20 protein-coding genes and 1 tRNA gene are annotated in these 17,808 nt (G+C 63.4%); 7 read left to right on the plus strand and 14 right to left on the minus strand.

The annotated features are described in order from the left end of the window. Nucleotides 1-51 precede the first annotated feature (51 nt). Nucleotides 52-924 (minus strand): DMT family transporter, encoded by an 873-nt coding sequence (locus tag UB31_RS15825; protein ID WP_045011508.1) that lies wholly within the window; start codon nt 922-924, stop codon nt 52-54. Between the two features lie 98 nt (nt 925-1,022). Next, nucleotides 1,023-1,469, minus strand: coding sequence for a hypothetical protein (locus UB31_RS15830; protein ID WP_045008148.1), 447 nt, complete (start codon nt 1,467-1,469; stop codon nt 1,023-1,025). A 290-nt stretch (nt 1,470-1,759) separates the two neighbouring features. Between UB31_RS15830 and UB31_RS15835 the strand changes: the two genes are divergently transcribed. From UB31_RS15835 to UB31_RS42180, 4 genes are all read left to right on the plus strand, one after another. After that, a complete protein-coding gene (locus UB31_RS15835; protein ID WP_045011509.1) occupies nt 1,760-2,023 on the plus strand; it encodes a hypothetical protein in 264 nt (87 codons plus the stop codon). 416 nt (nt 2,024-2,439) lie between these two features. Further along, nucleotides 2,440-2,706 carry a hypothetical protein gene (locus tag UB31_RS15840; protein ID WP_045011510.1) on the plus strand — a complete coding sequence of 89 codons (267 nt, stop codon included), beginning with the start codon at nt 2,440-2,442 and terminating at the stop codon, nt 2,704-2,706. Nucleotides 2,707-3,164: 458 nt separating this feature from the next. Continuing rightward, nucleotides 3,165-4,127 (plus strand): AraC family transcriptional regulator, encoded by a 963-nt coding sequence (locus tag UB31_RS15845; RefSeq protein WP_045011511.1) that lies wholly within the window; start codon nt 3,165-3,167, stop codon nt 4,125-4,127. A gap of 156 nt (nt 4,128-4,283) precedes the next feature. Then, a complete protein-coding gene (locus UB31_RS42180; RefSeq protein ID WP_197090819.1) occupies nt 4,284-4,436 on the plus strand; it encodes a hypothetical protein in 153 nt (50 codons plus the stop codon). A 63-nt stretch (nt 4,437-4,499) separates the two neighbouring features. On the opposite strand, the gene UB31_RS15850 is transcribed toward UB31_RS42180, so the two are convergent. The 3 genes from UB31_RS15850 to UB31_RS15860 form a co-directional block, all read right to left on the minus strand. Then, nucleotides 4,500-4,576 (minus strand) — tRNA-Arg (locus tag UB31_RS15850). Nucleotides 4,577-4,725: 149 nt separating this feature from the next. Further along, a complete protein-coding gene (locus UB31_RS15855; protein ID WP_045011512.1) occupies nt 4,726-5,247 on the minus strand; it encodes a hypothetical protein in 522 nt (173 codons plus the stop codon). Nucleotides 5,248-5,407: 160 nt separating this feature from the next. Next, nucleotides 5,408-5,953 (minus strand): hypothetical protein, encoded by a 546-nt coding sequence (locus tag UB31_RS15860; protein ID WP_045011513.1) that lies wholly within the window; start codon nt 5,951-5,953, stop codon nt 5,408-5,410. Between the two features lie 232 nt (nt 5,954-6,185). Here UB31_RS15860 and UB31_RS15865 point away from each other — a divergent pair, with 232 nt between their 5' ends. After that, nucleotides 6,186-6,572 carry a VOC family protein gene (locus UB31_RS15865; protein ID WP_045011514.1) on the plus strand — a complete coding sequence of 129 codons (387 nt, stop codon included), beginning with the start codon at nt 6,186-6,188 and terminating at the stop codon, nt 6,570-6,572. 51 nt (nt 6,573-6,623) lie between these two features. On the opposite strand, the gene UB31_RS15870 is transcribed toward UB31_RS15865, so the two are convergent. Beyond that, a complete protein-coding gene (locus UB31_RS15870) occupies nt 6,624-7,121 on the minus strand; it encodes a hypothetical protein (protein WP_045011515.1) in 498 nt (165 codons plus the stop codon). A gap of 260 nt (nt 7,122-7,381) precedes the next feature. On the opposite strand from UB31_RS15870, the gene UB31_RS15875 reads away from it, so the two are divergent. Continuing rightward, nucleotides 7,382-7,732 (plus strand): GrlR family regulatory protein, encoded by a 351-nt coding sequence (locus tag UB31_RS15875; protein WP_045008157.1) that lies wholly within the window; start codon nt 7,382-7,384, stop codon nt 7,730-7,732. Nucleotides 7,733-7,741: 9 nt separating this feature from the next. On the opposite strand, the gene UB31_RS15880 is transcribed toward UB31_RS15875, so the two are convergent. The 8 genes from UB31_RS15880 to UB31_RS15915 form a co-directional block, all read right to left on the minus strand. Further along, nucleotides 7,742-10,429: a PAS domain S-box protein gene (locus UB31_RS15880; protein WP_045011516.1), complete on the minus strand. Its 2,688-nt coding sequence runs from the start codon at nt 10,427-10,429 to the stop codon at nt 7,742-7,744. 125 nt (nt 10,430-10,554) lie between these two features. Further along, nucleotides 10,555-11,469 (minus strand): DMT family transporter, encoded by a 915-nt coding sequence (locus tag UB31_RS15885; protein ID WP_045011517.1) that lies wholly within the window; start codon nt 11,467-11,469, stop codon nt 10,555-10,557. A 78-nt stretch (nt 11,470-11,547) separates the two neighbouring features. Continuing rightward, nucleotides 11,548-12,348: an NUDIX hydrolase gene (locus UB31_RS15890; RefSeq protein WP_045011518.1), complete on the minus strand. Its 801-nt coding sequence runs from the start codon at nt 12,346-12,348 to the stop codon at nt 11,548-11,550. Nucleotides 12,349-12,352: 4 nt separating this feature from the next. Then, a complete protein-coding gene (locus UB31_RS15895; protein WP_045008161.1) occupies nt 12,353-13,306 on the minus strand; it encodes a dihydrodipicolinate synthase family protein in 954 nt (317 codons plus the stop codon). Nucleotides 13,307-13,337: 31 nt separating this feature from the next. Next, a complete protein-coding gene (locus tag UB31_RS15900; protein WP_045008162.1) occupies nt 13,338-14,216 on the minus strand; it encodes an SDR family oxidoreductase in 879 nt (292 codons plus the stop codon). Nucleotides 14,217-14,295: 79 nt separating this feature from the next. Next, entirely contained in the window at nt 14,296-15,156 is an 861-nt protein-coding gene (locus UB31_RS15905; protein ID WP_045011519.1) for a MaoC family dehydratase, read from the minus strand. Nucleotides 15,157-15,360: 204 nt separating this feature from the next. Beyond that, complete coding sequence (locus tag UB31_RS15910; RefSeq protein ID WP_045008164.1) at nt 15,361-15,750, minus strand: Zn-ribbon domain-containing OB-fold protein; 390 nt, start codon at nt 15,748-15,750, stop codon at nt 15,361-15,363. After that, a complete protein-coding gene (locus UB31_RS15915; RefSeq protein WP_045008165.1) occupies nt 15,750-16,907 on the minus strand; it encodes a thiolase family protein in 1,158 nt (385 codons plus the stop codon). Before UB31_RS15915 ends, UB31_RS15910 begins: the two co-directional genes overlap by 1 nt. Before the next feature lie 670 nt (nt 16,908-17,577). Here UB31_RS15915 and UB31_RS41460 point away from each other — a divergent pair. Continuing rightward, nucleotides 17,578-17,808: IS110 family transposase (locus tag UB31_RS41460; protein WP_045011530.1), on the plus strand; the 231-nt coding region annotated here is incomplete at its 3' end.

The following is a 17,808-nucleotide window of genomic DNA, read 5'->3' on the forward strand; positions in this document are numbered from 1 at the left end:
CGAACGCGCCACGCACGTCAGGGATGTATTCCGCTGGTTCGGCCTATCGATCTAGACGCGCCGGTTGACCACGAACACCGCGGCAGCGCACATCGCCATGCCGGCGATCGCCAGCGCCTCGAGCTTCTCTCCGAACAGCAGGTAGGCCATGAGCGCCGTGACCGCGGGCACCAGATAGAACAGGCTCGCGACCGACGTCGCCGCGGCATGGCGGATCAGCCAGTACAGCAGCCCGATCGATCCGATCGAGAGCGCCACAGCGAGCCAGGCCAGCCCCAGCACGAACTCCCGCGTCCAGTGCACCACACGGTCTTCGAACAGGAAGGCGCCGGCCGCGAAGAAGATCGTGACGGCGACATATTGCACGAGATTGCCGGCGCGCCAGTCGATGTGGTTGCAGTAGCGCCGTTGATAGAGCGTGCCGAGCGTAATGCTGATCAGCGAGACCACCGAGGCGAGCCAGCCAATCCCGGCCTCGCCGGTCATCGGGCGGTTGTGCAGGATCATCACCACGCCGCCGAGGCCGAGCAGCAGGCCGGCCCATTGCACCGGCGTTACCTTCTCGCCGAGCCAGCGATTGGCGATGGTCGAGGTCAGGATGGGCTGAAGGCCCGGAATCAGCGCGGAGAGACCGGCCGGAATCGAGTGCGCGATCGCAATCGCGGTGCCGCCGAGATAGAAGCCATGGACGAGAATGCCCGCGACAGCGCTGTGCGCGATGCCGATGCGATCTGGCCATTTCGGCCGTGCAATAGCCGCGATGATCGCCATCAGGCCGACCACGATCGCCATGCGGATGGCGAGATAGGTCAAGGGATCGGCGTTGCTGATGACGTATTTGGTGCCGATGAATCCGGTGCTCCAGAGCACCACGAACAGGATTGGCGCGGCACGCGCGGTCAGGGCTTCTTGATTATGGTTCATCGCCGCTCTCATTGCCCCACCGGGGCCTATGCGGCAATGCGAATTTCCACCAGCGCAATGCTGCGCTGCGACGGTCAGCGGCGGTTCAGCTCAACCGCTCACCACTCTTCCGGACAGGGATCGATGATCTTCCAGAGCTCGACACCGTTCTTGATCTTCTTCATGTCGGTGGTGAGCCCGCCATTGCGGCGAATCCAGTCCTTCACCGTATCGGGATAATAGGACATCAGATCGGACGTCCCTTCCGCACTGGTGATCTTCATGCCGAAGGTGAAGGCCTTGTCGTAATAGGCCTGGTGAAAGCCGAGGCTCGCACGCGGCGTCACGCAGATCTTGTTCATCGGTACGATGCCCAGCACCAGGGTGCAGGCGGAGTTGCAGATGCCGTCGATGATGACGCGCTCGCCTTTTTCCCGGACGCGCTTGTACTTCGTCTTGTACTCCTCGACATAGCCGCCGTGGTCGCGGGTGATGTGCAGCTCCGCTCGCGCTGGCGTGGCGGCCGCGACGAAGAACAACAGCAGGCTGAGGAGCGTGATGCGCATGGCGGCGTGTGGCGAAAACCTTTGCAAGGAACGAACCGGCCTCGAAGAGCACCCCAGGGGCCGGCAGGAGGAATCTTGACGAATTCTCTTTGGCCATACTTGTGTGGGGAATTCGTTAAGCATCCCGAAAAGGCCAAAAATGGGCAAGTCGCGCCGGTGCCTCGGCATTTCGGTCACACCCGCCCGGGAATCTGCGGGATTGCCCCCGATTTCCGGCCGCAGGATGGGTGCCACCCCGCCCAAAATGGCTATAAGGAACTGACCTCAAGTGCGGGTTCCGGAGAATCGAGATGAGCAAGTTGAAGCTTGTTGCCGCGGTTGCTGCCCTGTCGGCTGCAATCCTAGCCCCCAGCCTCGCGGAGGCGCGGGTGCATCACCGGTACCACCGCTACTACGCCAATCCGCTGCCCTACCCGATCAGCTATCTGCACAATTATGGCCCCGGGGTCACCGCCGGCACCTTCGCCTATTATGACGGCCCGTCGACCAACCACTGCTACCGGAGCGCAGCCGCCTATGTCGGCCAGGACGGTCGCCGGCACCCCTGCTACTGAGCGGCGCCGACGCGTCCTCTACCGATGGGCCGCCTGAGCCGGCGGCCCCCGGACAGCAACAACTGCTTCTCGATCTCGTAGACCGACAGTTGACGCGGTTTTTGCCGACCTCGCCTTGGAGCGAGTCGCGTGCATCGCACGTGACGCGACATTCGCTCTTGTCGATTCTCATTTCGTCCATTGCACAGCTTTGATTTGAGCTCTTCGAATTCCGCGAAGGGCCTCTCACGACGACAGGGACGAAGCCGCGCGCACGGCATTGGCCGCAGGCTCGAACCCCGGGTAGCTTCGCGGCGCTGGATCAGGGCTGCGGCGGACTGGCTGAAGATTTATTCATCAGCATTACATTTCGGTTCTGCCACAATTTGATCAGAACACCTTCGATATGCAGTACCGCGTAAGCAGAGGAAGACATCATGAAGTTGAAGATTGGCCTCGTCGCCGCGTCCCTGTTCGGTGCCCTCGCGGCATCGCCGGCGGCGTCCGCCATGCCTATTGCGCCTGCACCTGCGACACCGCTGGTCTCCGACGTCGAGCAGGTCCGCATGGTCTGCAATCAGTGGGGGCGCTGCTGGTGGCAGCCGAACTACGCCTATGGTTATGGTCCGGGATACTATGCGCCGCCGCGCTATTATGCCCCGCGTCCGCGCTACTATGGCTATTACGGCTATCGCCGCTGGTGATATCTGAAGGGGCCCTCGGGGCCCCTTCGCTTTTGCGGGATCGCGAATTTCCTACTCGCGAATCTGCGGTTGTCCTGGAGCGCGATTCCAAAACTGATCTAGGTCAAAGATGAAATTCGTCGTGCCGTCATTCTGCACCGATGGCCGATTTGATTGTCTTCCGATGCCCCAGACGGGCATGAATGTGCAAACGCATCTTGAGGAAGCAGCAGAGACAAGAGGGACGAAGCTTTGAGCCCTTTGCCTGTCCCGCCTGCACGCGGCTCCATTTCATCGACCTTGCCCGGCCAACCGATCAACCGAGAACGTTGACGGTGACATCGATCTGACGGGCCTCGTGGCATGATGTCCGCAATACTACGGCCCGGAAACCGGTTTACTGAATCGCGATGTTTCGTCATTGATGGCGATGTACCGACGTTCATTTCATTGTCACATTTCAATTTCCGGCAAGACGCATGTTTGATTCTCTTGCGCCGTCCTCCGCTCTCCAACTGATCCGATTTGCCGATATCGACGCGTTTCGGCCGGCCGAGTCGCTGGAAGATGCCCGGAGCATTCCGCTCGATGTCACCAACTTCGCAGCGGCGCGCGCGGTCGTGAACCTGCCGGCATGCCGCATCATCGTGGCGAGGTCGTTTGCGCGCATCCTTGATACCGCCTATCGCGTGCCCGGTGGCATGGTGATCCTGCCGATGACCAACGATCTGCGGGCCAGCTCGAGCGGCATGTTTCTCGACTCGCGCTTTTTCGCGGCCTTACGCGGCAATCATGATTGCCATTTTGTCGAGCCCCAGACCAATCATCACGCCTTGATCATCTTCTCCCCTGCCCTCAGGGATCGCGGCTGGTTCGATCGCGCCGACGCATTGTGGGCCCGCGTCGCGGACCGCGCCGCTCATCTCCACGCCCGCCAGCTCGTGCTTGATATCCTGAGGACCGCGTCCGTAAACCCGCATATGTTTGAAACGAGAGAGGTCGCCGCACATCTCCAGGAGGGCCTGCTGCTCGCCTTCGATGATCTGTTTCATAACGACCCGTTGCTGGATCACGGCGCTCCGCTTGCAGGCGCGCGATCTGCAAGGCTCGTGCAACAGATCGACGATTACATCGCAGCCTATCCGACCGCACCGATCTATACGGCCAATCTCGCCGATGAATGCGGCGTCTCGATCCGGACGCTCAGCAGCGCGGTGACCAAGGTGCGCGGCATGAGCCTGCATCAATACATCCGCCTGAAGCGGCTGTGGGCCACTCGCTCGCAGCTTCTCAGAAGCGGTGGTGCATCGGTCGCCACCTGCGCACGCGCCCAGGGCTTTCATCATTTGGGCGAGTTTGCGGCGGCCTACCGCGCGACCTTCCACGAGGCCCCCTCCGACACGCTGGCACGCGGCCGGCAGAGCATCCTTCGGGCAAGCTGACATCACAAGCCACGACACCGGTTGCCCGCCCTTGCAAGTGTGCGTCAAGCGGCCCTGGAACAAGTTCCCTCGAACCGCGTTGCCGCTCTGAAGCACCCCGCACATCCAACGCGCGGGGTTTTTCTCGCCGTCAACGAACCTGGTTCAAGGAAGAGAATGACCATAAGCCGCAATGTATTATTTCTGATTATTGGCGCTTTGGTCGTTACGGCCGGCCTGCTTGGCTACAATCTCTACCAAGCGAAAAAGCAGCCCGACGGCCTCCAGATCAACGTCGGTCCCAACGGGCTGAAGATCCAGGGCAAGTAGATAGAAACCCCCAGGCTGCGATCGGCCAAGCCCCGTGGCGGCACTGGTCCCATGCCTGACAAATGGCGCGCTCGGAAGGATTCGAACCTCCGACCCTCGGAATCGAAATCCGATGCTCTATCCAGCTGAGCTACGAGCGCCCTGACCCGGGTATTGGGTCACTCCCGAGACGCACCGGATTGTTGCTGGCAAAACCAGAAAACCGGCGACGTTAGGATGGGCTCGAATTAGCAGAGAGGTGGGACAATAAAAAGCCCCACCCACCCCTATTGGGTGGGTCAGAGCGTTCTTACCAGGTCGTATTGAACAGACCGAAATGCGGCTGCTGGGCCACCAGCATCATCGGCTGGCCGCGCTGCGGCGCCGGATGGGTCCTGGCGACCTTGCGCTTAGGCTGAGCCGGAGCGTGGACCTGTGGCACCTGGACCTGTGACATTTGGGCCTCGGCTTCCGGCTTGGCGTCGGCCTTCTTGGCCGCATCGGCCTTCGGCCCGGCCGGCGTGAACTGGGCGAAGGTCTCGCGCACCCGTGCCTTCGCCGACATCTCGGCCAGCACGTCCGCCTGCACCGACGGCTGGGGCACCACGACGGCAGCCGTCTTCACCACGGGCGCGGCGATCGTCGGCTGGCTGGTGTCAAGCACGACACGATCAGGTAGATGGCGGTCGGACCGGATCCGGATCAGTGGCTGGTCATAGCCTGCGGTCGCGACCGCCTGCGCAGCCGGCGACGCCGGCCAAACGAAATTGGCGGCGAACAACAGTGCGAGCAGCGCTCCACCGACGAACGTGAAATAGCGAAAGATGGGCATTGGCATGCTCCGCCCCCCGCATCCCCGCGTGGGCTCTTCGCCTTAACAGGCGATACTTTAATTGGTTCCTGCGCCCTGCCCATTGGTTCAAATGGCAACGGCAAGTTTTTTGGCCAAGGGGCAACGACGGTAACTTTTCCGCTAGCGGAATGCCCGGCCCTTACACGCGCCGCGCCGTCACCAGCGAGCACTTTGCCTGATCGGCGTTCACATTGACGAAGCCGACGGGAACCCGCGCATAGGTCTTGCGGCTCTTCATGCTCACAATGTCGGCCAGCACGCGGCTCCGGTCGGTCAGATGGCTGCCGTCACGCCGCGCAAAGGCGCAGACGATCTCGACATCCTTTACGGCATAGTCATTGTCATTTCGCACGGTGAAGGTCACCAGCGCCTTCGCGCCGAGCCCGCCACGACGCCAGGTCTGCGACGAGATTTTTAGCCGGTCGAGCCCTGCGGCCTCCGCTGCGGCCGTTGCCGAGGGAGCCGGATCAACGGTTGCCAGCGCCAGTTTCACCGGTTCGGTTTGCGCGACATTGCCTTCGGAAGGCGGCATCAGCATCCAGACGGCGAAGCCGATGATGATCACGGCGAGCAGCCACAGCAGGCCTCGTTTGAACCAGACACCTGTCCCAGAATCGGACCGCGGCAGGTTCTCGCCGTTCTCGACGAAGCTTCCCATTCCGTTCCGGTCCAACCCTGCGTTCATGGGTGCATCACCGAATGCCGGCCCGGGCGCCTTCCGGCAAGCTACCTCATCATAGCGAGCCCGATGCGGCCATTTTCCGACCGGTCTCTCGCTCACCCACTTTCTCAATCCGTAAGACGAACTATGGTTCCCGCGAGCGCGCGAATCGCGGGTCAGCCACGGGTGGCGATCATCGGCAGGGATCGCTAACATGCGCTGCAACATCGCGAAGACCCCGTCGGGAGGAATTGAAATGCCAGTCGCCGTCACCTGGGATCACGTCCATCTGCGCAGCCCCGATCCGGAAGCCACGGCGGCCTGGCTGCAAGATATCCTCGGCGGCGAGATCGTGCGCGCACCGGGGCGGATCGACGTGAACCTCGGCGGCGCCAAGATCTTCATCGCGCCGCTGGAGGGCGACAACGCCGTCAACCCGCCGCCGCCGCACCCGCATCAGGGCCTCGACCATTTCGGACTCACGGTGAAGGACATCGACGCCGTCGCGGCCGAGATCAAGGCCAAGGGCGTGACGTTCACGCGCGAGCCGACCACGCTCCGGCCGGGCGTTCGCATCTGCTTCATCCGCGGTCCCGAAGGCATTTCCATCGAGCTGCTCGAGCGCGACAAGAAATACACCTGACGCGGCACGGCCGCATCAAGCGCCAGCGAGACCGGGCGAGCTATTGCCCGGTCAGGTCATGCTGCCGGGCATAAAGCAGCGGATGGCGACGCCCATGTAGCCATAGATCGGCCACACCATGGTCCGTCCGACCCGGTTCGGCTCCGAGATCACGGCCTCCTCGGGCACGTCGACCCAGACGAGCTCCTGCTGCTGGCCCTCGATCACATAGCCAAGGCGCGGGACGCGGACGCGATAGTGCCCGTCCTTGCTCTCCCAATCGGAGTCCGAGATCGCCGAGCCGTCGGCATCGGAGCAGCATGGCCCCTTGCCGCTGCGCAAGCCGTCGAACCAGGCCTTCATTTCGGCACTGGTGTTGACGAACTGGCCGCGATCACGTGCGTGCCCGAAGGGGGCAGCAAGCGCGATCAGGAGCAAGGCACAACCGAGCCTCGCCATGCTTCGCCTGCGTGTCGCGCGGCCAATTCGTCGTTGTTGTCTTTCGTAATTCGTGGGACGCGCACTGTACAGACGCGGCTCATGGCCGCCGGAATCGATCCAGTTGGTCACGTTTGTCCTGCTCCAGCACCCCGCGGCCAGTGCAACAATGGTTATGCATTTCGCGGGCCAACTCTGATTCGCTACGACTGGCCTCGCCCCATAATGAAACCGTCATAACCGCGTCACAGGCAAGCTGGGAAAATTACGGTTCGCAGCATCGGGCAGGCTTGCCGGCCGGCAAACTGCCGCGTTGCGCGATGGATTGCGCTTTGGCATAAAAGCTTCACCGGTTACGTCGTTGGGCGACGGCGGCCGACCCGTGGGACGTTATGAAGAACGGCCTCTATTCGATTCATGTGACCCTGCTCGATGGTCGAGTCGGCAAGGGCAGCGGCGTGATTCTTTTCCGCGACGGCAAGATTCTTGGCGGCGACGCCTATCTCTATTACACGGGCAGCTACACGGTGAAGGACAACACCTTCAAGGGCGAGGTGCTGGTGCAGCGGCACACCTCCCCGCGCGGCGACGACAACCCCCTGTTCGGTGGCCCCGCGGCGGTCGGCATCGGCGTCAGCGGCACCTTCACCGATACGCGCGCGGACATGACGGGCACCGCCCTCGTCGGCAAGGCCAGCCAGATCTTTGGCGCCACCCTGCACAAGCTCGTAGAGGCCGATTAGGCGCTCTAGCTATTCCGCCGCCTGTTCCAGCGGCGCCGTGCGCGGCAGTATCATTTGGATACGCGTACCGCCGCCCGGCTCGGAATCGAGATCGAGCCGGCCGCCGAGCCGGTTGGTGACGATGCTGTAGACGATGTGCAGCCCCAGACCAGTGCCGCCCTGGTCGCGCCGCGTCGTGAAGAACGGATCGAAGGCACGACGGCGCACGTCGAGGCTCATGCCGCAGCCATTGTCGGCGACGATGATCTCGACATTGTCCTTGCCGGACTCGCGTACCTGGATGTCGATGATGCCGGGCCGTCCGTCCGGGAAGGCGTGCGCCACTGCGTTGAGGAATAAATTGGTCAGCACCTGGCCATACGGACCGGGATAGCTGTTCATGGTCAGGTTGGGCTGGCACTCGACATTGAGCGTCAGGTTCTGCTTGCGCAGGCCCGGCCGCAGGCTCATCACCACCTGCTCGGTGAGGTCCGCGAGATCGAAGCTGCGCTGATCCGAATAGTTGCGGTCGGCCGCGACCTGCTTGAATGACTGGATCAGCTCAGCCGCGCGATTGAGATTCGAGACAAGCTGCGAGGACGCGTCGCGGCTGGTGTTGAGGTAGTCGTTGAGCGTCGAGCGGCGAAGCTCGCCGCGCTCGACCTCGGCGCTGAATATCGCAGTCTTGCGTTCCAGTGCAGAGGCAACCGTGAGGCTGATGCCGACGGGATTGTTGACCTCGTGCGCAACGCCCGCGACCAGCCGCCCGAGTGCTGCAAGCTTCTCCGCCTCGATCAGCGAGGCCTGGGTCTCGCGCAGATTGCGCAACGCGGTCTCGGCGGCGTCCTTCGCCTTCCGCATCTCCTGCTCGCCGCGCTTGCGCTCGCCGATGTCGAGCGCCACGGTGACGATCCGCTCGATCTCGCCCTCGGCATCGAGCAGCGGCAGCTTGTTGACGAGCCATTGCCGCATGTTGCCGGAGGAATCTTTGTACTCTTCCTCGTAGAAGCCGAGACCCTTTCGCAAATTGATCACGCGCTTGTCGTTCTCATCGGTCTTGGCCGCGCCGTAGCGCGACATCAGGTCGGCGGTGGTGCGGCCGAGCGCGTCGCCAGGCTCGATGCCGAAAATGCCGGCCATGTAGCGGTTCATCAGCACATAGCGAAGGTCGCGGTTCTTGACGTTGATGACGGCCGGCACGGTGTCGATGACCTGCTGGAGCAGGCGCCGGCCTTCGGCGATGGCGTCTTCCGCCCGCTTCTGATCGGTGATGTCACGCAGCGTGCCCTCGTAGCGGACGATCTTGCCCTGCTCATCCCGGACGCCGGTCGCGCTGTCGGAGAGCCAAAGGACGTTGCCGCTGCGCTGGCGCACCTGATATTCGAACTCGCGCACCATGCCGTCGCGGTGCATCAGCCGCTGGTATTCCTCGCGCGCCTCGGGATGAACGTAGATGGTGTGGGCGATGTCGTTGATGCTGTCGATCAGGTGCTGCGGGCTGTCATAGCCCATCATCCGCGCCAGCGCCGGATTGGCGTTGAGGAGATCGCCGGACGGCGTCGTGACGTAGATGCCGTCGACCGAGCCCTCGAACAGCTTGCGATAGCTTTCTTCGGCCAACCGCTGCTCGGTGAGTGCACGCACCGCGGCCTCGCGCGCCGTGTCGGCCTCCTCCAGCGCGCGGCGGAACACTTCGGCCGCGCGGGCGATATCGCCGATCTCGTTGTCGAGGTCAGCCGACGGGATCGAGGTATCCTTCTCGCCAGCGGCGAGCGCACGGATCGACCTTGCGATCTTTGCCAGCGGCCGGACCGTCCGCCGCACCACGAAGGCAGCCGCGACCATGCCGATCAGCACGCCGATGGTGCCGAACACGATGCTCTGCCATCGCGCCTCCGTCAGCGTGCGGGCGAAATCGCGCGACAGCACGTGGCCGCGCCGTGCGCTGACCTCGCGCAGCAATTCGGTGACACGCCCGATCAGACGGCCCTCGGTTCCGAGCACTTCGCGGTCAATATCGGCGATCTGCCGTTCGCGAACGGCGACCGCGATGATGGCGTCGGCGTAATTGTTCACCGCCGTCTTCAGCGCGGTATCGGCGATATCCATTGTCCGCATGTTCTGCGCGGCCTGTTCGGCGGCGGACGGATTGCGCGCGAGCAGCCCGAGCGCGATCCGGCTCTGCGCTTCCGACAGGCGGGCGGCGAGCTCGCGGTCCGCAGCACCAGCAACCGTCGTGTCGAACTGGTCGCGCAGCGGCGGCAGGCCGGCGAGCAATTGCGCGCGGCGGTCAATCAGGGTCGATATCCGCTCCAGGCCGCTGCGATAGGTCGCAAGCCGCTCGCTGACCCCGTCGATCATGTCCTGCTGCTCGGGCGCGAGCTCGATGCGGGTCTTCTTCAGGATGTCGCTGAGCGTCGAGGCCGCCTCGCCGACCTGCTTGAACTGGATGCCGGCGCCGGGATCGGTGACGAAGTCGCGCGCGGCGAGACGCAGTTCGTTCATGCGGCGATCGATGTCCTCGGCGAGGTCGCCGACGCTCTGGAGCCGCTGCAATTCGGCGAAGGTCGTATCGATATGCCGGATCGCGATCACGCTCGCGGTCGAGGTGACGATGATCACCGCCAGCACCAGAAGGAAGCTGCCGAACGTCAACTGGCCGATGGAGAGCGAAAAGGTTCGCTTTTTCTCAGGGGTCGGCGTCAATTCGGCGGACATTGGTGTGTTTTGGGGACCGGGCTATTGGGAGCCCAATATACGACGTATTGCGGTCCCGGGGGAACATGCCTCCGGCCGCCGAGTATCCTTAATATTGCAGTTCTCGGACCGCCCTCTCCCCGGATTTATGACGTTTTGACGCCTACCGGGCGCCGGGCCGGGATCGTCATGGCGGCAACGCCGATAACCACGCAAGCCAGCCCAATCCAGGCGGTCTGGCTCAGGCTCTCGCCGAGGAAGGCGACGCTGATGGCGACCCCGATCGGCACACGCAGGTAGGCCTGCGCGGTGGTGCCGACCGAGCCGAGGGTCTGGATCAGGCGGAAATAGATCGCGAAGGCTGCCGCAGTGGAGAACACGGCGAGCGCGAGCAGCGCCAGCACGGAACTCAGCGAGGGCGACAGCGTCCAGGGCTGCTCGAACACGAGCGAGGCCGGGATCAGGACTGCGGCGCCCGCCAGCAGCGAGCCGGCGGCCGGCGCCATCGGATCGAGGCCCTTGAAACTGCGGCCGAAGATCGCCGCGCAGGCATAGCAGATGGTGGCGGCCACGATGGCGGCCTCCGCGACCAGGCCGCTGCCGATGTCATGGAAGGCATCGACGCCGACGATCAGCAGGATGCCGGCCATGCCGGCGATGACGCCAACCAGTTTTCGCGGGGTCGTCGCTTCGTGGCGGGTGACGACCGCCGTGAGCAGGAAGGTGAAGATCGGCCCGGCCGAATTGAGGATGGTGGCGAGCGATGCATCGACATGGCGCTCGCCCCAGGCAATCAGCGTCCAGGGGATCACGCTGTTGAGCACGGCCTGGAACGCGAAGCGCTGCCAGGTCGCACCGTCCATCGGCATCTTGACGCCGCGCGCCCGCATGACCACAAGCAGCAGCAGACCGGCAATGGTGGTGCGCGCCGCGATCAGCGTGATCGGCGGGATGGTGGCAACGCCGAGCTTGATGAAGGTGTAGGAGCCGCCCCACAGGGTTGCGAGCGCGACCAGCAGCGCCAGCTCGGCGGCGATGTTGGTGTCCTGCCGATTGTCCATGGCGCATTCCCGTCCCGTTTCAGTGGACGGAACATAGAGCGGCCACAGGCGTAATAGTTCGTCGCGCGTCGAAGTGTGCTAGCCGACCGCGCCGACCTCGAACACCTCGCCGTCATAGCCGGCTTCGCGGGGAATGCGGAGCTGCCGGCCGCTCTCGGTCTTGGTCATGACCGGCATCACGGTGACGATCGACATCCCGCTTGCATGATCGAGCGCGGCGCTCACGCTGCCCTGCTTCGCCAGCCGGATCAGATTGCGCGTGGTCGGGAACGGCAGCTTGAAGCGGCCGCTCTCCCCGCCATCCACTGCCTCACGCGGTGACACCCATATCGAATCCGTCGACTCCCGCCCATCATGGGCGCCGAGCTGGTCGGGAGGGGCTGCGGCAAGGAAGAACCAGGTGTCGAAGCGCTTCGGCATGCCCTCCGGCGTGATCCAGTGCGCGTAAGGCACGAGCGTGTCGAGCGCGAGCTGGAGACCGTTGTCGGCGAGGATGCTGAGGAAGCTGATCTTGTGCTCGTTGAGCGCGACGCGATGCTTGTCCGCGATCTCGCCGGCGCGCTTGGCATCGATCGGCAACGACGAACCCTTCGGCCGCGCCAGCAGGATGCCGCTCTCTTCGAAGGTCTCGCGGATCGCGGCGATACGGAAGCCGCGATCGGATTCACTCAAGCCCTCGCCGCCCGAATAAAGATCGGAACGGGCGACAATCTCCTTGTCGCCCGCATCGACGCTGCCGCCCGGAAACACCAGCGCGCCCGAATTGAACTCGATCTGATGATGGCGAACCATCATGAAGACCTCGATCTCCTTTGCTGCTGTGCTGTCACGCAGCAGCAGGATTGTGGAGGCGGGACGCGATGCGGCGGCTTCTGCCATGCAACTAACCTGCGGCGCTCGATTGCGGCTGGAGGTTGGCGCGCTTGTCGACCTTCGCCACGCGCGACAGCAGATACTCGACCTCGGCCTTTGCTGCCGGGGTGATGGTCGCGCCCGGCTTGCGCTGCGCGCTGGAGGCGATGATGCCACGCTTCTGAAGCACGTATTTGCGCACGGCGAGGCCCGCGCCCGGCTGCTGCTCATAGCGCATCAGCGGCAGATGGGCATCGAACAGATCATGCGCGGCATCGCGCTTGCCGGCCTTCGAGAGGTTCACCACGTCGATCAGCAGCTCGGGGAAGGCATAGCCGGTCATGGCGCCATCGGCGCCGCGCTCCATCTCGAAGTCGAGGAACATGCCGCCATTGCCGCAGAGGATCGAGGTCGGCCGCAGCGAGCCATCCTTCTGGAAGCCGCGCAGCGTCGAGATCTTCTCGAGCCCCGGCCAATCCTCGTGCTTGAGCATCACGCAATTCGGATTGTCCATGATGATCTTGCGGATCACGGCGGGCGTGAACACCACCGAGAGCGTCAGCGGATAGTCCTGGAGCACCCAGGGCACGTCGGCGCCAATCGCCTCGGCCGCCTGCTTGAAATAGCCGACAATCTGGTCATCCGTGCGGAGCGACGGCGGCGGCGCGATCATCACGCCGGCCGCGCCTGCATCCATCGAGGCCCGCGCCAGCGAGCGCATGGTGGCAAAGCCCGGCGCAGAGACGCCGACGATCACCTGCATCTTCTTCGCGCGTTTGACGAAGCGCACCGCGACCTGCTCGGCCTCGGCAGCATCGAGCTTCGGCGCCTCGCCGAGGATGCCCAGCACCGTGACGCCGTCGCAGCCGACCTCCTCGTAGAAATCGGTCAGGCGGTCGATCGAGCGTTCGTCGATCCGGCCGTCATCGTGGAACGGCGTCGGCGCGATTGCGAAGGTGCCCTTGGCGTCGGCGGTGAGTTTCATCGGGTCTCTCTATCCTATCATCTGTCGTGGCCTAAAACCGCCGCGCACCCATCTTGATCTGCTCCTCGGAGAAGAAGATCTCCTTGGCATGATCAGCGATGTCCCGGGCATTCCAGCCCGTGTGCGGCGGTTTCCAGCCTTCCATTTCCATCATCCGCATTTCGCGCACGCCGCGGGGCCCGGACACGCCCAGCACCTTGCCGGTCTGATCGCCCGACAAGTCGCTGACCATGTATAGCACGGCCGGCGCGATGCCGTCCGGGCCCAGCGCCGCACCGGGGTTCTCCTTATAGCGGGGCAGGTCTGCGGTCATGCGGGTCAGCGCGCCCGGAGCCAGCGTCCAGATCCGGATGTTGTACTTCCGGCCCTCGATCGCCAGCACGTTGGACAAGCCCCAGATGCCGCCCTTGGCCGCGCCGTAATTGGTTTGGCCGAAATTGCCGATCAGGCCCGAGGTCGAGGAGGTATTGACGATGACACCGCCGCCATTTTCCCGCATCCAGCGAAACACCGGCATGGTGCAACAAAAGGTACCCTTCAGATGCACCTTGATGACCTTGTCCCAGTCGGATTCGGTGGCCTTGGCAAAGGTTTGGTCGCGCAGAATGCCGGCATTGTTGACGAGAATGTCGGCGCGGCCAAAATGCTTGATGGCGTCGTCGAACAGCGACTGGCCGCCCTCCATGCTGGAGATGTCGGCGCCGTTGGCGACCGCCTTGCCGCCCTCGGCCTTGATCGCGTCCACGACCTGCTGCGCCATCGATTTGTCGGCGCCGGAGCCGTCACGGGGCCCGCCGAGGTCGTTGACGACGACGGATGCCCCCTCCCGCGCGAACAGCTTTGCGTAGGCCTCGCCGAGCCCACCGCCCGCACCGGTGATCAGCGCAACCTTGCCGTCGAGTAATCCCATGGTGGCTTCTCCCTGTTTTGTTTTTCGTGTCCCGGACGCGATGCAGCGTGAAACGCTGCGTCCGGGGCACGAGACTGAGCTAACCCAGCACCGTCCTGCCGCTCTTGATCACGGTCACCCCTCGCGACTTCACCTTGGCTTCGAACGAGATCACGCTGCCGTCCTTCCAGAGGTCCATGGTCACGGTCTCGCCGGGATAGACCGGCGAGGAGAACCGCGCGACGTGCTGGCGGAAGGCGGACGCATCATAGTCGGCATAGGTCTGGAGCACGCCGCGGCAGGTGATTCCGTAGGTGCACATGCCGTGCAGGATCGGACGGGGGAAGCCGGCCTTCTTGGCGAACTCGGGATCGCTGTGCAGCGGGTTGCGGTCGCCGCAGAGGCGATAGACCAGCGCCTGGTCTGGGCGCGTCGTGATGTCGATCGTGCGATCGGGTGCACGCGAGGGAATCTGGTGCGGATCGGGCTGGGTCAGGTTCGGGCCGCCAAAGCCGCCGTCGCCGCGAGCGAAGCGCGAAGCGACCAGCGTTGCAAGCTTCTCGCCCTTCTCGTTCTTCAGCACGGTCTGGTGACTGATCACCACGCCCTTGTCCTTGCCCTTGTCGTAGACCTCGACCACGGAGGAGTCCGCGGTGATATGCGCGGCCACGGGCAGCGGCTGATGGAAGGTGATGTCGCGCTCGCCGTCGACCACCATGACGCGATTGAGGTTCATCTCTCCGGGCCCTGCGCCCCACGCCGCAACGGAGGCAAACGTCGGCACCACCTTGAGCGGCCGCGGCGTCAACGTGCCCTCGTTGACGAAGGAGAGCTCCTTCTCGTCCATGGGATCGGCACCGAGGCCGATGCCGTAGGCGTAGAGCATCACTTCGCGATCGCTGTAGGCGTATTTCTGGCCGAGGTTCTTGAGGGTTTTGAGTTCTTCGTATCTGGCGGACATTTTTTGGTTTCCTCCCGGCATTCTTCTCAACGAGCAGCGGCGCTCGTTAATGTTCCTTCTCCCCTTGTGGGAGAGGGCCACGAGAGCCGTCGGCAAACTCATTTGGGTGAGGGGTTGGCTCCGCATTGAGAGTCTTCTTTGCGGAGCGATACCCCTCATCCGGCGCTTCGCGCCACCTTCTCCCGCAAGGGGAGAAGGAAGAAATCAGACCGGCGTGAAGAACGGCAAGGGCGCACCGTCGGTGGGCTTGAACACCACCTTCACCTTCTGGCCGATCTTCAGCTTTTCGAGATCGCAATCGACAAAATTTGTCTGGAGCGAAGGCCCCTCCTTCAGCGTGACGTAGCCGATCGCATAAGGGCCGGTCGGTGACTTCCGCATCAGGCTGTAGGTGTAGATCGTCGCCTCGCCAGAGCTTTCCTCCCACACAGTCTTGTCCGAATAGCAGAACGGACAGATTGCGCGCGGGAAGTAATGGGCTTCGCCGCAAGCGGTGCAGCGCTTGATCATGAACTTGCCCTGCTTCGCTGCGTCCCAGAACGCGGCTGTTTCGGGGTTGGTCACGGGAGCCGGATATTTTTTTGCTTCGCTCATCACACGCGCTCCAGAATGGCCGTCGAGGCGGCATGGCGAACGCCCAAAAGGCCGCCGGTGCCGTGGGCGATCGCGAGATCGCAATTCTTGACCTGCACCTTCGGATGCGCCTCGCCGCGCAACTGCCTGACGGCCTCGAGAATCTTGGTCATGCCGCCGCGGTTGACGGGATGGTTGCTGCACAGGCCACCACCATCGGTGTTGAACGGCAGCTTGCCGACGCCCGAAATGAGATTGCCGTCGGCGACGAATTTTCCGCCCTCGCCCTTCTTGCAGAAGCCGAGGTCTTCGAGCTGCATCAGCACCGTGATGGTGAAGCTGTCGTAGATCGAGGCGTATTTGATGTCCTTCGGTGTGATGCCGGCTTCCTCGAACGCCCGCGGGCCCGACCAGATTCCGGCGGAGTAAGTGAGATCGAGATCCTTGCCACCACGCGGCCCCTTCATCGCCTCGCCATGGCCGATCAGCTTGACCAGCGGCTTCTTCAGGCTCTTGGCGATCTCGGGCGTGGTCACGATCAGTGCGCCGCCGCCGTCGGAGACGACGCAGCAATCCATGCGGTGCAGCGGATCGGAGATCATCGGCGAGTTCAGCACGTCCTCGACGGTGACGACGTCTTTCAGCATCGCATGCGGATTGTATTGCGCGTGATGCGAGGCTGCGACCTTGATCCAGGCGAGCTGTTCACTCGTGGTGCCATAGTCGTGCATGTGGCGCATGGCACACATGCCATAGGCATTGTGCGTGGTCGCGCCGTAAGCGGACTCGAAATCGGCCTCGGCGCCGGCGGCGCGCGGCGGCATCGCCCCGGTGCGCGGCTTGCCAGCCAGCGTGATCAGCGCGATCGAGCATTTGCCGGCGGCGATCGCCTCGGCGGCATGGCCGAGATGAATGATGTAGGAACAGCCACCGGTTTCAGTGGAATCGACGTGGCGGAGCTTTTTGGTGTTCAGCCCGAGATAATCGACCATCGGCCAGGCGCCGCCGGGCGCATCGCCCGCGCAGAAATAGCCGTCGACATCGTCCTTGCTGAGCCCGGCATCCTCGATCGCGCCTTTGGCGACCTCGGCGTGGAGCTGGGCTGTGGATTTGTCCGGCGCATGCCGGGTCGGGTGTTCAAAAATCCCGGCAATGTAGGCCTTGCCCTTGATGGTCAAAACAGAGGTCTCCGCTCGCGTTTCTTCTTGGCTCTTTTTTCTGAACCGCGGTGGCCTGCTTGGCAAGCGCGGAAATATTCCGTCGGGCGAGAGGGCAGCGGGTGGGCGCAAGTGGGCGTCGCCACGCCCTGGCGTCAGTACGAGCGTAGCGAAGCAATCCAGAATCTCTCCGCAGCGACAGTCGCAATGACGGAGTCCGAACGCTGACGCCGGTGGCCGCCACAGGCAGAGTCCTAAAGGTGTTTTGCCCGACGACACAAGCGATTTTCAATTTGGCGAAAACAACCCCATGCACAGTAGAACGGTGGTTGATTTTCCAACGGAAAATGTGGGCGGTCTTGTTGCCCCCGACGCAACGGATTGCAGACATCGTAGGGTGGGCAAAGCGAAGCGTGCCCACCTCCTCTCGCGCAATTTTGGTGAGATGGTGGGCACGGCGCTTTGCGCCTTTGCCCACCCTTGTATTAGCGCGCCGGATTAGAATGGCCTCGTTCCGTGAGGAATGGCCCAGCCCGGGTGGCCGCCCGAGCTGGGCCGCCGATCGATCGGATCGATGCCCACCGAAGCCTTGAGGGCTGCGTTTCGTAGCAAGATCGCGGTCGGCACTTCATCGGGACCCGCATGGTTGAACGAACTTCAGGTTCGCATTCACAAGGGAGGGTCGAGGAAGATGGCCAAGCGTATCATGATCTGTGCCGGGATCGATACCGGCAAACACAAGCTCGATGTGGCGCTCGATGGCAGTTCCGAGCGGATCCAGGTCGAGAACACACCGGAAGGCTACACGGAGCTGCTGGAATGGCTGCAACGCCACAAGGTCAAGCGGGTTGGGATCGAGGCGAGCGGCGGCTATGAGCAGGCGGTGGTTGCCGAACTGCGACGCAAGCGGCTTGTGGTCGTC

Origin of the sequence: Bradyrhizobium sp. LTSP849, assembly GCF_000938255.1 — a bacterium.
In the GTDB taxonomy this organism is placed as follows: Bacteria; Pseudomonadota; Alphaproteobacteria; order Rhizobiales; family Xanthobacteraceae; genus Bradyrhizobium.